The sequence below is a fragment of the Algoriphagus sp. AGSA1 genome (genome assembly GCF_021390545.1).
In the GTDB taxonomy this organism is placed as follows: domain Bacteria; phylum Bacteroidota; class Bacteroidia; order Cytophagales; family Cyclobacteriaceae; genus Algoriphagus.
The window spans coordinates 134486-148827 of sequence record NZ_JAJUWR010000002.1; the positions used below are offsets into that span (position 1 = coordinate 134486).

A 14342-nucleotide genomic window follows, 5' to 3' on the forward strand; every position below is an offset into this window, starting at 1 on the left:
TCATTGTTTAACCCGGTTAATCTCTTTGCATGCGTCTATTATCAATATTCTATCTGCTGTTGGTCTTACTGGTACATTCTTCCTACAATTCTTCTAAAAAAGAAGGCGACTTCAAAATTTTACCCAGTCCTTCATCTATGGAGATTTCGGGGATTTCTGACTTGCCTGTCTCTGATATCGGAAAATTGACAGATCAGGCGAAAGCTGATTTTGTCTCAGGAAAATCTCTGGAAGAGAGGAATAATAAATTGTTGACGTTCAACTTAGATGTGAGTTCTGGGCTAAAGGGCGAGGCTTATACCCTTGATATTTCCAAAAAGCAAATCACTATCACGGCGGCTGCGAAGGAAGGTCTTTGGTATGGCCTGGTGACACTGGGGCAATTAGTCCAGGATGCGCTGGATCAGGATGCGGCTTTACCATTGGTCTCTATCAAAGATGAGCCGGCATTGATGTATCGGGCCGTGCATCTCGATGTCAAGCACCACTTGGAAAAGAAAGAATATTACTATCAGCTGATGAATCGCTTGGCAGAATTGAAAATCAATGGGGTTATCCTGGAAATAGAGGATAAACTGGCTTTCCAAAATCAACCAAAAGTAGGTTCTTCAGACGCTTGGTCTATCCAAGAATGGAAAAAACTTAGTGAGTATGCCATGGCTAGGAATATTGTGATATCGCCATTGGTGCAGGGGTTGGGACATGCGTCCTTTATTTTGAAACATGATGAGTACAAGGATCTGCGTGATGATCCGGAAAGCGATTGGGCTTTCAATCCGCTTGATGAGCGAACCTATGAGGTACAATTTGATCTGTACGCTGATGCCCTGGCGGCTTTTCCTTATGCGCAGTACCTGCATGTAGGTGGGGATGAAGTACATACTACAGGAAGAGGAAGTGGTAAATCAGCTTTGGAATTACAGCTGATCTGGTTGAATAAAGTAAGTGAGTATGCAGACCAAAAAGGATTAACCCCAATTTTTTGGGACGATATGCCGTTGAAAAATGCCGGGGTGTATGGATCCATTTTCAACAGAAATCTATCAGAAGCCCAGGTGGATAGTATCTGGACTGTAAATGAACCAAACCTGAACAAGTATGTGGACATGTTTCCAAAGAATTGCGTCTATATGCGCTGGAACTATGACATGCCTGAGACTATAGGGAATAATCGTGCAATGCAGTGGTTTACTGATCATGGATTTAAAGTAATGGGAGCCACAGCTGGCCAGATGCGCTGGAACCTTATGCCGCTAGAAGAGAGTAACATGGCAAACATTCGGGATTTTGCATTGATCTCCATTGACAATAAAGCTGATGGATTGCTATTGACGCTTTGGGATGATGATTCTCCGCATTTTGAGTTGTATGGCAGAGGGATAGCGATTTTCGCAGAATATACCTGGTCCGGTAAAAAGCGGACTTCTGATGAGCTTCATGCGGCCTATAGACAGCGTGCTTTCGGTTCTGAATTGGTTGCAGAGGACTTTGCCTTTATCAGTGACTTGGAGGCTCCTGTCGCTTTTTGGAAAAATGCCTTATTGGATGATAAAGATCGAAACCAACTCCGAAGCATGGATAATCCTATGCAGGATGCTGTTTTGGTATTGCCGGAGGCAAATGCTCCTGGAGAATGGACGGAAAGAAATAAGTCTAAACTTGCCAAAGCGAAAGAAAACCAACAGGTGATAGATTCTGTCTTATACAAGATCTCTGAGTCCAAAAAAGTCGCTCTTCGAAATAATCACACGTTAGAAGTATATGAACAAGTGGCTAAAGTGGCACAGTTTACAAATAAATCCCTGCTGCTTCTGGCAGCCTGGGATTTGGCAAAAACTGCTGATGAGCGGGAATCAGCAAAAATTAAATTGTTGGATCTTGAAGACGAATGGAAAACCCAATTGACGGAACTGGAAGAAATCTATGGCAAAACCAGAGTACTGAACAAGCCGGATGATTACATTTTAGATCAGGATCATCACGTTCATTTAGCCAATCAAGCAATTAAGTTTTCGGACTGGCAATTCTATGTAGAGGCTTTATTTCTTCAAAAAATCAAAGAGGGAAATAGTTTGGAGGTGAAGGGTGACCTTGAGAGTAAATAGGTTTTTTAAACCACACAGTCCACCGAGTTTTTCTCGGTGATTTATGGATAAAACTTTCCCAAAGTTTTGAACTTTGGGAAAGTTAGATCTTTTACTCCTTCTCACTTTCAACTCCTAAACTACTCATTAAAGAAAGGCTTCATTTCGTTATGAATGTCTTCTCTGAGTGCCTTTAGTTTAATGGCGTATTCTTCCAGTTTTTTCTCCTGATCTGTCTTAGGAATCCAAGGTTTTACCTTTTTTGGGGAACCATTCTCATCTACTGATACAAAAATTATGATACAGTGGGTCTTCTTTTCAAATTCCCTTTGAGAAAAATCCCGGGAATAAACCTCTACCATAATGTGAATGCTTGAACTTCCCGTATAGATCACCTGGGCATCCACCTTGATCACTTCACCGATATTGATAGGCTTGTAGAAGCGGATACCGCCTACATAGACGGTTACACAGTAGCTTTCCGACCAAGTTCGGGCACAGGTATAAGCAGCTTGGTCAATCCATTTCATCACAACTCCCCCGTGGACTTTGCCACCAAAGTTGATGTCCGAAGGTTCGCTGATAAACTGGAATGAGGTTTTGTGTGAGGTGTCCATAGGTTTGATTTGTGTGTAAAGTCCGCTAAGCTAAGGGAAATTTTTTGGTTTTATAGGGGTCGGGATATCCTGAATGGCCTATTATTCTTGTGGAGGGTTTTCTAAAAGTCCTATAGTTCTTCCTTTCAGTCCCGGTTCATGAGAGTTCTTTGCTTTCTTTCGTTTTTTTCTTTGTTTATGTTTTCTATTGGCTAGTATTAATCTATATCGAAGATCATCGTAAAATAAACTTATGATCAAAATTAAAGTCCCGACCATCAAGGTGTTTAATTTCAGATCAACTTTGGAATATAGAAATCCCCCAATTATTCCACCTGCGAAGAAAAATAAAATAATATAGATACGGAGTTGGATATTCGTTTTTAATAGTTCCCTTTCAGGATATGATTTTGGAAAAAACAAATGGGAAATATCAATTCCTAAATCCGTGAAGAGTCCTGTGAGGTGCGTTGTTCTTACTACAGCATTGGATATTTTTGTCACAAAAGAGTTTTGCAGTCCCATTGCAAAAAGCATTAAGCAGACAATTAAGTCTATGTATTTTATTTCCAAAGTATAGCTTAAGAACGGGATCGAAACCAAAATCACACATTCTATTAGTGTGGGCAATACAAATACATTGAGTTTCTCATTTTCTTTAAATGTCTCAATTAGAATACTTGAAAAAAATGAGCCAAGGAGAAAAGAAAAGATATAAAGGAAATAGATTGTTCCTCTCCAAAAATCAAGGTTGGCAACATCGTTGATAAATAGCGCAAAATGTCCAGTTACATTAGTGGTTAATTGGGAGAAAGCCAAAAATCCGCATACGTTCACCATTCCGGCTACAAATGATAAAATAGTGGCGATTTGAAGATTATGCTTTACAGTTCTGCTTTTGCCTTGATGTCTGAACATTCAATTTATATTTGGTTTTCTTCTCTCAAAAAACAGAGAAACTCTGCATAGGAAATATTTTCGGAGGATGCTTGCACAGGTACCACAAGTTCATTTGGCTTGAAATAGCTCGTGATTTTGGGATTCTGCTTTACTGAATTTGGAGCTGATATTAATATATGTTGGCTAGATGGTCTATGTGCTAGTTAGATGCTTCCTTCCTAAAGCAACTTTGGAAAGATTCATGATTAAAAGTGAAAAACCTTGTACCGGCAAATTCATCTTTTGAGGTTGAATTACTTTTTAAGATACATTTCTGGAGATAGTACTGCCAGTTCACTTTTCTTATAATCCTTTATATTTCTAGTTAAAAGGATTGGAATGTCTCCTTGATTCTGTGCAGCGCAATTTTGTAAAGCATCTTCAAAATCTTTGAATTCAGAATTTAAAGCTGCCATGACTACTTCTTTGTTCATGGCGGTGATCTCCAAAATATTTAAAAGCTGTTTCAGTTTACCTATGATTACCTCATGTTTGGCTGTTCTACTCAGTAGGTAATAGACGTTGGAAATGATGACGGGTGTGGTGTAGCCAATTAGTTGCTGCGACTCACAACGAACAAATATCTCCGTGGCAAATTGAGCAAAGGGTTCTCGATCAAAGAAAAAATCCAGAATCACATCCGAGTCAATAAGTACCTTGTCCATTTATAAATGCTTTTCTTCCAGGGCTTTTTTCAACTCTTCTTTGTAATCAAAGTCCTCGGGCATTTTAAAAGAGCCTTTCAGCGATTTGACGATAGGAGTAAGCTTAGGTTTATTTACTTCCTTATTTTCCTGAGTTAGGCTTTTAAGGTAGTTTTCAATGATATCAGAAAGGCTTCGGTTCTTCTCTTTTGCGTATTTCTTAGCCTTTTGAATTACATCTTGTTCTATGGTTAAGGTCAGTTTGGTATTCATAAGCCTTTTTTTCAAATTTAGTAAAAAAATATAACACGTGTACTACATTGTATTATTACACGTGTTTTGGGGTTTTAGGTTTCCAAGTATTTAAAAGCGGGTATACTGTATTAGGCTAAAAACTCTGGAAGTCAATTTTAATGTGTTTTTCAATTCGGATTATAGCTTTTTATATATTTGGGTAATGATCGATTTGATAGAACATAAGAGAAAGGAGCTGAATGCAATTTGCAGAAGGCATGCTGTGACAAATATTTACCTATTTGGATCTGCCGTGAAAGGATCATACAAAACATCCAGTGATCTTGATTTTGCCGTTTTGTTATCTGAAAAACTTTCCCCTTTAGAACATGGGAGTGGATTTTTTAATCTCAAAGCTTCTTTGGAAGATCTATTTCAAAGAGAAATAGATCTAGTATCCTACAGAGTGGTGAAAATCCCCGTGTTTAAAGAAGAACTTGACAAAACAAAAATTGAACTCTATGCCGCCTAAGGAGGTCTTAAACGTATCTTAAATATTGAAAATTGATTTTTCCTCAATTATTTTAATTTCATTTAATGATGAATTTGAGTTTATCGAAGAAATTAATTCAAATATGTCTAAAATTATTAAATTTAGAATTTTAAACCACACAGTCCACCGAGTTTTTCTCGGTGATTTATGGATAAAACTTTCCCAAAGTTCAAAACTTTGGGAAAGTTAGGTCTTTTACTCCTTCTCACTTTCAACTCCTAAACTACTCATTAAAGAAAGGCTTCATTTCGTTATGAATGTCTTCTCTGAGTGCCTTTAGTTTAATGGCGTATTCTTCCAGTTTTTTCTCCTGATCTGTCTTAGGAATCCAAGGTTTTACCTTTTTTGGGGAACCATTCTCATCTACTGATACAAAAATTATGATACAGTGGGTCTTCTTTTCAAATTCCCTTTGAGAAAAATCCCGGGAATAAACCTCTACCATAATGTGAATGCTTGAACTTCCCGTGTAGATCACCTGGGCATCCACTTTGATCACTTCACCGATATTGATAGGCTTGTAGAAGCGGATACCGCCTACATAGACGGTTACACAGTAGCTTTCCGACCAAGTTCGGGCACAGGTATAAGCAGCTTGGTCAATCCATTTCATCACAACTCCCCCGTGGACTTTGCCACCAAAGTTGATGTCCGAAGGTTCGCTGATAAACTGGAATGAGGTTTTGTGTGAGGTGTCCATAGGTTTGATTTGTGTGTAAAGTCCGCTAAGCTAAGGGATATTTTGGGGATTTTAGAGTTTTTGGAGGTTGCAATTGGTGTATAATCCTCATGCAAACTTATTGTTCCTATTGGATTGATCATGGTGATTTTCTACCTTAGAATGATTGAAATTATCTAACCATTCTTAGCATGAAAAAAACATTTTTTTTTGTCGTGACACTATTCATAGCTCAGTTCAGTTTCGCCAGTGGAGTTTGTTGGTGCACATTTGAAGTCCTTTCTCAAAACAAACAATTTCAGGCAGTTATATCACCTGTCGACGATACAGTTGATAAACCCAACTGGAAAACGGATTGGAAAATTGAAGTTTATAAACTTGAAAGCAATAGGAAAGCTCTGATATGGGAATCAAATTACGATTATTCGGGTAAACCCACAGGCCAACTTTCTGATGATGGTCAATATTTTACTTATGTAGAAAATTGGTTTTACAAGGAGTTTCCTCTGCTTACCATCTATAAATATGGTCGCAAAATAGCGGCTGATCTCGATGGTAATTCATTTTCTATTGCTAAGCGTAAACTTAAAAAGACATCATTGCATTATCTGTGGCTCGCTCAATCCGATGTTCCGTACGAATACAAGACTTCTGAAAATGGAAGTACATTTTTAATTCTGAAAACCGTTGACAAAAGAGAGTTTGAAGTAAATCTGGACCATGGTACCCTGATCGGCAAGAATTAACTGGTAAATTAATCACCAAAACAGTGCCTAAAACTAAAAGTCTGACAGGGTTTTTTGAAATAGCCATCGGGAACCCATTTATCACCCCAAAATCTTCTCAAACAACTCATGTGCCTGCTTCTCAGCTAGGGTCGCTAGATTTGTCTTATGCTCTTTGAGTTCCTTGAGCCAGTCCAGATATTTTTTGCCAGCTTCAGGCTTGTCTCTGAGGAAATGGGTAAGAGACTGCAGAGAAAGCTGGTTGGAATACCAAGGTTTGAGGTTGTCTTTGAGTCCCCCGATTTCCTGATGGATGGATTTGACAAAAATCGGATTGAAACCCAAGTGAATCAGCAGATTCTCCAGCATAATGATCGTACGCAATCCTTCAAAGGTATCCTTCAATGCTTTACTGTCCATCGGGCCTTTTTTGTCCAGCTGGAAAAACTCCAACTCTTCCTGAATGATCTGATTTACAGCAGTATTGATGGTAAGTGGCTTGATGCCTCTGCTGGCTTTTAGGGCCTTGTCGTGAAAATCATCCCAGCTTTTCAAGGTACTTCCCACCATGAGGTCAAATGCCTCGGTATAGAGCTGTTTTTTATATTTATCAAGGTGGATTCTATAGCCGTTGTATTTGAAGCCCATGATTTGCTCCCTTTCGTTCAGGTTTTTTTCGGCTAATTTGAAATGATGGATTTTCCTCAGGCTTCTCTTCATCATTTTGAAATCAGAGAAAATATTAAAGTTCAATCCTTCTACTTCAAAATGCACCTTGGCCATCAAATCGGCGTAAAGTTCCAGGAATTCCATTTTTCCCAGAAGTTCTATCGCCTTCTTGGACTTGATCTGCTTACCCAATACCAAAAAAAGAGCTTTGGCCTCTTGGTGCTGTATTTCAAACAGATGAAAGACAGGAGATACTTTTGCCTGCATAGATTAGGAGATTCTTACCAAAGTGGCACCGTAGCCCCATTGGTCTTTTTGCGTATCCTGAAAGTACTTAATATTTTGATGCTGGCTTAGTCGCTTGTGAATTTCTTTGCGGAGCACACCATTGCCGATACCGTGGATGAAGGTGATCTCCTCCATTCCTGAAGCTATTGCCTGGTCCAGATTCCTTTCAAAAGCCTCCAGCTGTATGCGAAGCATTTCTGAGTTGCTCATTCCTTTGGGGGCAGTGGCCAGCTTTTCTATATGTAGATCGATTGATCTTGCAGGCTTTACGGCCTTTGGAGCTTCAGATTTGGGGCTGATCTGTTCCAGTTCCTGATTGAGCGCACGAATGTCAAGTTCTTTGGTAGTCTGCTCCAACGCAAAAAGATAGGCTGTTTTGTCCAGCCGCGGAGCTTTGCTAAGATGCTTAAAGAACTGTGTGGGTTTCATCTTGAGTTGCCGCTCAAAAGCCGGTTTAGCTTTTTCGAGCGTATTGTGAATCGGGATAAAGCGGAGCAAGAAGCCTGGCCACTCGTCCATCTCTTTCAGCAATCTATCATCGAATTTCTTTGCCTCACCTGAATTCAATGTGCCCGCAAGCAGGGTGCGCTGATTGTCACCAAAAACCTCCGAAGCATGGGCCAAATATGCCTGTCGGCTGTCATTGATCAAATAGAGGCTGAGGCTCTGGTCATTGATAGGCAGAAAAGCCAAGTAAAGTCCCTGATCTTTTGGGCCGGGAATAGGCAGGGGAGTGTCATTGTCCTTTTCTTCTATTGGCTTATCACCAAAGTGTTTCTTCTCAGATTCGTGGATGAGAACCAGTTCTGATTTCAAAGCGGGAATGATAAACCCGTCTTCGATTTCTATCTGTATCCGTCCACTGGAAGATATCTTGCGGATGATTCCTTCTTCGTTTCCATGAAGTAATCTTACTCGGTCTCCGATATTCATTGATTCAAGGCTGATTTATAGGTGTCGATTGCACGTTGCCTTGCAAATTTATGATCTACGATCGGTTTTGGGTACTTATCTGAGTTTATTTCAGGAATCCATTTTTTAATGTACTTCCAGTTCTTGTCAAATTTGTCCTGCTGGGAGCTGGGATTGAATACCCGAAAGTATGGCTGGGCATCTGTACCCGTGCCTGCAGCCCACTGCCATCCACCGTTGTTAGAGGCCAGCTCATAGTCCAATAACTTCTCCGCGAAGTACGCTTCTCCCCAGCGCCAGTCGATCAGCAGATGCTTGGTGAGGAAGGATGCTGTCACCATGCGTACACGATTATGCATGTATCCGGTGGAGTTTAGCTCCCGCATTCCTGCATCCACAATCGGGTAGCCTGTTTTTCCCTCACACCATGCCTGAAACTCTTCCTCATTATTTCTCCACGGTATGCGGTCATAGGCTGGTTTGAAAGCCTGGTCAACTACATGGGGATTAAATGCCAAGATCATCATGTAGAATTCCCGCCAGATCAATTCATTCAGAAAGGTTTCGTTGAGTCCGGAAGCTTTAATTGCGAGTTTTCGGATTGAAATAGTCCCAAACCTTAAATGAACCCCCAATCTGGAGGTCCCGTTTTTAGCCGAGAAGTCCCTTGTATCGTTATAATGAGAGATGATTGCCTCATTTACTGAATTGGCAGGAATAGAGATGCTGCTTTTCTCAAAACCGATTTCCTGCAAAGTAGGCAGCTGGAAGGTAGAAGTCCGCAATAGGTTTTTCCAGTGCATAGGCTTGTATTCCTCTACTTTTGCAGGATCAAACTTACTGAGCCAAGTTTTACTAAAAGGGGTGAACACTTTATAAAATTCCCCGGAGCCATTCAGTATTTCTCCCGGCTCGAAGATTAACTGGTCCTTAAATCTTTGAAAAGGGATTTTATTTTGGTTTAATAGTCTTCCTACTTTTTCATCCCGGCTGTTTGCGTAGGGCTCATAGTCCCGATTAGTATATACTGCCTGGATTTTATATGCTGTCAGCAGCTCCTTGAAGATTGTTTCAGGATCTCCCGTTTTGACCAGAAGGGATGATCCTTTTTTTGACAGCTCATTTTCGATTTCTGAAATCTGGCTATGTATAAACTCTACCCTGGCGTCAGCTTTATTTTCTAGTTTATCAAGGATATTTGTATCGAAAATAAAGAGTGGTATTACATTTTTCGCCTCTTTCAACGCTTGGAATAATCCGTGATTATCTTCTAATCTCAGGTCTCTCCGAAACCAAAAAATACTGACATCTTCCATAATTCTTTTTTTTATCTAATCGCTATAGGAGGAAGATTGTTTAGAACTTCATTATCAAATTCAGCTTTTATTTTTTGTCCCTGCTTTTAAATTGGTCATTCTAAAGAATCTACAAGTTGTTTTAGTCCTTGGAAAACCATTGGCTTTCCTGATGTAACTAAGATTAGAAATCACCTTCTTTTAGTAATCTGATTCTTCGCTCGTTGTCCAGTGAGTCAAGCCTTTCTTCTATATTATCCAATTGGATAGGTTTCCATTCTTCTTTGTTTTGGAACTGATAGCGAAGAAAATCATCTTGGTCATTGATGATTAACTTCTCTTTTTTCTTTCGGGTTATTTTGTTGAAAAGTTCTGAAAAAGAGTTGAATGAGACACTTTGCGATAGAGCTACTCCATAAGTGGCTACATTTTCGGAAAGAGAAAGAGAAGTAAAGGTATTGAAGTTGTTTCTGTTGAATACCCTCATTCTATATACCCCATCCTCGGTAAGCATGTATTCTGCCTGCCAGTCTCCAATGATGGATGATGCGTTGGCATTGCCTTGATTATTGGTAAATCCCCCGTCTCTGGATACCCGTAGGCGACCGTCGAGAAAGGTGTATGCCACACTCAACTGAAATGTTTCCAGCGCATTCTGATCAAGGGTGGCCACATCCAAATCCACCTCCAGGTTCTTATCGACCTGGCCGAGGAAGCTGTTAAGCTGTGAAGAAAGCAATTGGCCTAAACTGGAGGAAATCGTGGAAACACCTGAAAATTGCCCCTCAGGAGAGAATGAACGTGTCATGATTACAGAGAAAACCTGTCTGTTCATCTCCTGTTCATCACTTGCGATTTTATTTTGAAAAGAAGATATGGTGGTTTGGGTATCACCGCTGGGAGGGAACTCGGAAAAGTCAAATCCAAAACTGATATTCGGGGAGAGCAGCTGTCCGTCCATATTCAACAAGACCTTCACCGGGTATCTACGGTTGACTGTCGCATTTTGGTTGTCTGATGACACCGTGTTTACCAAGAGTGGTTGTAGGGACACGCTTTCGGTGTATTCTGCTGAAATATCCAATAGTCCGGAGTATGGATCACCATACCAGCTTATCCGTCCTCCTGGTTTGATGCTAAATTGTTTTTTTACCACATTGTAGAGGGAGAAATTATACATTCCTTCCGTGATTTCGTAGGTCCCATTGAGTGTGAAATTCCCTTGGGTATCTACGTTCATGGTCAACACACCACGCCCCCTCCCCGATATGCCCTCTTCTGTGCGGGGGTCAATAATTATTTCGGCGTAGGCATCGGGAGTTATATCCAGTACGAAATTCATTCTGACATTCTCGATCTCAAGCCTGTTTATGTCCTCAGCGATCTGCTTGATACGTACAGTGTCCTGAATATTGATCATGTGTATAAAATCTTCCTGCGCCTGATTACTAGTGCTGCTTAGCGGGATAAAAATACGGGTGTTTGGTCGGCTCGTGGCTCGTGCATTGATATCCATATTGGTGGAAGTACCTACTACTTCTAGGCTTCCTGTGACGAATGCGGTACCATAGAAAGTCTCATTGTCCTTATCTGTGGTATTCATCACCTGAAGGTTGGTCATATCGGCTTTGATGTTAAGTCTGATGTTGTCAAAAGCCTGGTGACTGATCCCGCCTGTAAGGGATGCCTTATTTCCGAAAAGATCCCGCATTTCCATTTGTTGGAAATTAATCTGGCTTGGCTCGAATAGGATATTCCCATTAAGTAAATAAGCGGTTTTGAGGTAATTTACAGTAAGTTTCCCATCTGTAAGTTTCCCCATTCCATTTAGTTGTGGATTTGACAGGGTGCCACTCAGTCCCATCTCTCCGGAGGCTGTTCCACCCATTTGGGATACATAATTGGATAAAAACGGTTCTAAAATTATTAGGCTTGCGTCATTAAGAGTGGCATCCATGTGCAATTCCTGGTTCTCAATAAGCATATAGCCGTCCAGGTTAATTGTTTCCTTGTTGTCACTCACATTGGTCAATGAGACCTGCAATCTTTCAGGATCCAGGTTTGCCTGTGCATTTATATCTCCGATGGGGAATTTGTTGATGGCCACATCGTTTAAGTTGAACCCGCCCTCCACCATCGCGTTGTCGAGAAGATTTTCCATAGAGATCAGACCATTTGCTATCCCATCAAAATTTTGGGGCAACAAGGTATTGAGCAGGTCGATATTGACATTGGAAACCAGCAGGTTTAACCGGTCGCCCGGCTGGTCACTTGCTTTGCCTTGCAGGGAAATTGATTGGTTTTCGTTATGAAGCTTCAGATTGTCCACATGAACCAATCCAGGTGTGATTGTAATCAGATTGAGTGAGTCAAATTGCCATTCCCGATCTAGCACCTTCAGTGAAGACGGAGCAAAAGCCAATTGGGTATTTTGATTGGTAAAGCGTACGGAAGCGTCAATCCTCATTGCACTTTGTGTGGAGTCTTGATCCAAGCTGAAGTCAATATTCATCTCATCTTTGTCCCAGATGGCCTCCAAGCCAAAGTTGGTAAACTGAAGTGATTTTCCTAGATGTTGGGTTTTGGAATACACATAGAAAGAGGCTAATATATCCGGACTATTGATAAGTTTCGAAGTGTTGAAGTCAATGTTGATGTTTTGGGCAGAGTTGTTTTTGAATTTCAGCGTGTCTATACTGGTGAAAAAATTAAAGACTGTGTTTTCCTGGGTTTGATAGAAGGCACCCTCCAATACCATGTTTTTAGAAAGGCTAAGATCAGGCTCAAAAAGCTGGATTATAGGATTGATGTTGATAAGACGAAGGTTGAGATCGAGATTGTAGATCTCCGAGAAATTGCTTTCAAGATCCGCCATGGGTTGGTTTTCATTCAGGATAATGGCGATATACTGCTGAAGTAGTATGTCGAGATCCCTACCCATCTGTTCCAGGTTGAATTGTCCTGAAGCTGCCGCAACTAGGTAGTCAGAGTTCAAGGACATCGTACGGGTGCCTCCAGCGAATAGGGACTGGAAATTGAAATCCCCTAGATCCAGAAACCGGTCTTGATAGCCTACAGCGATGTCGCGGAATCTGGCTATCCCCTGGATGTCGTCCAGTTTTATCCCTTTTACATCTATATCCAGATTTCCACTGATGAAAGCGGCCTTGTCCGTGAAATTTAATCGGTCCAAAAACGCAGTGTCAATTTGCATACTCATGCTTACCGAATCTTTCGAATCTCTCAGGTTGAGCTCACCGTTTGCATTGATTTTTAAGTTGGGGTCATTTACGATAATGTTTCCTTTGAAGAGATCCCGGCCGTAAGTAGCGTCGGTTTGTATATTGCTGTAAACATATTTTTTGAACCCAAACCGTGTCACATCCGCATCCACATCTATCAATAAGTTGTCAAGGGAATTGCCGGTGGTATTTACACGGCCCTGCAAACTGACTTGCTGAAACAATTCCCTGTTTTCTGCTATGATCCCAAGATTCAGGTTGGTTGTGGTGATGTTCGATACGGTGGTTGGCAGCCCATCCACCATGTCAAAACTCACTCTGCCTGTCAGGTCACCGATGGATGTTTTAAAGGTCCCATTCGTATCGAATCTTCTTGGATATCCCGCAAAGTCGGCAGTCAATCTTATGGTATTGAATTTATTAACTTGCCTGGAGACATCCTCGGGTAGGTATGGTTCGAGATCTTGGGCTAAAATTGTTGAATTCTTCAGAGATAGATTGATGTAGGTGTCTTCTATATCAGGTAAGCCGTGAAGTCTGAAGGCTCCGAATATAGCTGTTTTCTGTCCGAACCTGAGAAGCAATTCATCAGATCGGATGTCAGATACCGGCCCGGATACTTTGCCCGAGAGAAAGATCTCATCGTCAATATCAGGAAGGGATGGGGCAAAAAGTTTAAGGTCGCCCAAGTCGATTCTGGATTCATCCATATTGGTGATGATGACCACTTCTTCCCCAAAATTGGAAAAGGCCGCAGGAGTGGCGTATTCAAACCGCAGGAAGTTTTTGATATGGCTGTTAATTGATCTAAGGCTTAATTTATCAAATTCCATAAACTCCGGCCCATAGATCATATCCGTTTTAAGCTCTAGAATCTCAAATCCCGAAGTCAATTCTGTGCCTGTCAGCATTTTTATGTCTGCGCCTATTTCAGGTCCATCCAGATAGAAGCCATCTGCATTCAGTGTAATATTAGAAAAACGTAACTTGTTATAGTTTAGTCCTTTGGTGATTGCGTCAGTAATTTCATTGACAATAAAAATCTCGGAATTTCTCAATTCTACCCTGTTTATTTTCAGCTGGGTTGATCCAGAACTTTTTTTGGAAGTACTGAACATTCCGGCGAGTTCTTCCACCCATATATTGATATTCATGGCAGAGTCACCCTCGTGTGTAAGCATGTGGAGCTTGGCATTTTCCATCCGCACAGCGTTGATGGTGGTGATACCAGGGGGTATCAGGGAGAGTAATTCGAAGTCCGCATGGATTTTTTTAGCTCCGATCAGGAGGCTGTCCCGGTGATCCCTGATGATGACCTCATCCAGCTCCAAAGCATCCCACCAGGTCAGTTTGATTTTTCCTATTTCTGTATGGAAGTTTGAATTATTGTTCAGGATACCTGTTACTGTACTGACTACCTTATTCTGAACCCAAGTGATCTGTAAACCCAATGCCGCTACGATAAAAAACATGAACAATGAA

At 41.0% G+C, this 14342-nt stretch carries 12 protein-coding genes; 3 read left to right on the forward strand and 9 right to left on the reverse strand.

Annotated features, from left to right (window positions below; translation table 11 throughout):
* Nucleotides 1-29: 29 nt before the first annotated feature.
* A complete protein-coding gene (locus tag LZF95_RS01705; protein ID WP_233753257.1) occupies nucleotides 30-2105 on the forward strand; it encodes a family 20 glycosylhydrolase in 2076 nt (691 codons plus the stop codon).
* Nucleotides 2106-2224: 119 nt separating this feature from the next.
* Here LZF95_RS01705 and LZF95_RS01710 read toward each other — a convergent pair whose 3' ends face one another.
* From LZF95_RS01710 to LZF95_RS01725, 4 genes are all read right to left on the reverse strand, one after another.
* Entirely contained in the window at nucleotides 2225-2701 is a 477-nt protein-coding gene (locus tag LZF95_RS01710) for an acyl-CoA thioesterase (RefSeq protein WP_233753258.1), read from the reverse strand.
* An 81-nt stretch (nucleotides 2702-2782) separates the two neighbouring features.
* On the reverse strand, nucleotides 2783-3598 hold the full coding sequence (locus LZF95_RS01715; RefSeq protein WP_233753259.1) for a YoaK family protein: 816 nt from the start codon (nucleotides 3596-3598) through the stop codon (nucleotides 2783-2785).
* 275 nt (nucleotides 3599-3873) lie between these two features.
* A complete protein-coding gene (locus LZF95_RS01720) occupies nucleotides 3874-4284 on the reverse strand; it encodes a PIN domain-containing protein (protein ID WP_233753260.1) in 411 nt (136 codons plus the stop codon).
* On the reverse strand, nucleotides 4285-4536 hold the full coding sequence (locus LZF95_RS01725; protein ID WP_233753261.1) for a DUF6364 family protein: 252 nt from the start codon (nucleotides 4534-4536) through the stop codon (nucleotides 4285-4287). It lies immediately after the preceding gene.
* Nucleotides 4537-4720: 184 nt separating this feature from the next.
* Here LZF95_RS01725 and LZF95_RS01730 point away from each other — a divergent pair, with 184 nt between their 5' ends.
* On the forward strand, nucleotides 4721-5029 hold the full coding sequence (locus LZF95_RS01730; RefSeq protein ID WP_233753262.1) for a nucleotidyltransferase family protein: 309 nt from the start codon (nucleotides 4721-4723) through the stop codon (nucleotides 5027-5029).
* Between the two features lie 244 nt (nucleotides 5030-5273).
* On the opposite strand, the gene LZF95_RS01735 is transcribed toward LZF95_RS01730, so the two are convergent.
* Nucleotides 5274-5750 (reverse strand): acyl-CoA thioesterase, encoded by a 477-nt coding sequence (locus LZF95_RS01735; protein ID WP_233753258.1) that lies wholly within the window; start codon nucleotides 5748-5750, stop codon nucleotides 5274-5276.
* 170 nt (nucleotides 5751-5920) lie between these two features.
* On the opposite strand from LZF95_RS01735, the gene LZF95_RS01740 reads away from it, so the two are divergent.
* A complete protein-coding gene (locus tag LZF95_RS01740; protein ID WP_233753263.1) occupies nucleotides 5921-6475 on the forward strand; it encodes a hypothetical protein in 555 nt (184 codons plus the stop codon).
* 81 nt (nucleotides 6476-6556) lie between these two features.
* On the opposite strand, the gene LZF95_RS01745 is transcribed toward LZF95_RS01740, so the two are convergent.
* The 4 genes from LZF95_RS01745 to LZF95_RS01760 all read right to left on the reverse strand — a co-directional run bounded on the left by LZF95_RS01745 (nucleotide 6557) and on the right by LZF95_RS01760 (nucleotide 14332).
* Nucleotides 6557-7390 (reverse strand): hypothetical protein, encoded by an 834-nt coding sequence (locus LZF95_RS01745; RefSeq protein WP_233753264.1) that lies wholly within the window; start codon nucleotides 7388-7390, stop codon nucleotides 6557-6559.
* Nucleotides 7391-7393: 3 nt separating this feature from the next.
* Nucleotides 7394-8344 (reverse strand): Smr/MutS family protein, encoded by a 951-nt coding sequence (locus LZF95_RS01750; protein ID WP_233753265.1) that lies wholly within the window; start codon nucleotides 8342-8344, stop codon nucleotides 7394-7396.
* On the reverse strand, nucleotides 8341-9639 hold the full coding sequence (locus tag LZF95_RS01755; protein WP_233753266.1) for a deoxyribodipyrimidine photo-lyase: 1299 nt from the start codon (nucleotides 9637-9639) through the stop codon (nucleotides 8341-8343). Before LZF95_RS01755 ends, LZF95_RS01750 begins: the two co-directional genes overlap by 4 nt.
* A gap of 163 nt (nucleotides 9640-9802) precedes the next feature.
* Nucleotides 9803-14332, reverse strand: a complete 4530-nt coding sequence (locus LZF95_RS01760) for a translocation/assembly module TamB domain-containing protein (protein WP_233753267.1) — start codon at nucleotides 14330-14332, stop codon at nucleotides 9803-9805.
* Nucleotides 14333-14342 lie beyond the last annotated feature (10 nt).

Bases quoted from the DNA above. Each gene is read 5' to 3' on its own strand.
- LZF95_RS01705 (WP_233753257.1), top strand. From the start codon at position 30: ATGCGTCTATTATCAATATTCTATCTGCTGTTGGTCTTACTGGTACAT.
- LZF95_RS01710 (WP_233753258.1), bottom strand. From the start codon at position 2,701: ATGGACACCTCACACAAAACCTCATTCCAGTTTATCAGCGAACCTTCG.
- LZF95_RS01715 (WP_233753259.1), bottom strand. From the start codon at position 3,598: ATGTTCAGACATCAAGGCAAAAGCAGAACTGTAAAGCATAATCTTCAA.
- LZF95_RS01720 (WP_233753260.1), bottom strand. From the start codon at position 4,284: ATGGACAAGGTACTTATTGACTCGGATGTGATTCTGGATTTTTTCTTT.
- LZF95_RS01725 (WP_233753261.1), bottom strand. From the start codon at position 4,536: ATGAATACCAAACTGACCTTAACCATAGAACAAGATGTAATTCAAAAG.
- LZF95_RS01730 (WP_233753262.1), top strand. From the start codon at position 4,721: ATGATCGATTTGATAGAACATAAGAGAAAGGAGCTGAATGCAATTTGC.
- LZF95_RS01735 (WP_233753258.1), bottom strand. From the start codon at position 5,750: ATGGACACCTCACACAAAACCTCATTCCAGTTTATCAGCGAACCTTCG.
- LZF95_RS01740 (WP_233753263.1), top strand. From the start codon at position 5,921: ATGAAAAAAACATTTTTTTTTGTCGTGACACTATTCATAGCTCAGTTC.
- LZF95_RS01745 (WP_233753264.1), bottom strand. From the start codon at position 7,390: ATGCAGGCAAAAGTATCTCCTGTCTTTCATCTGTTTGAAATACAGCAC.
- LZF95_RS01750 (WP_233753265.1), bottom strand. From the start codon at position 8,344: ATGAATATCGGAGACCGAGTAAGATTACTTCATGGAAACGAAGAAGGA.
- LZF95_RS01755 (WP_233753266.1), bottom strand. From the start codon at position 9,639: ATGGAAGATGTCAGTATTTTTTGGTTTCGGAGAGACCTGAGATTAGAA.
- LZF95_RS01760 (WP_233753267.1), bottom strand. From the start codon at position 14,332: ATGTTTTTTATCGTAGCGGCATTGGGTTTACAGATCACTTGGGTTCAG.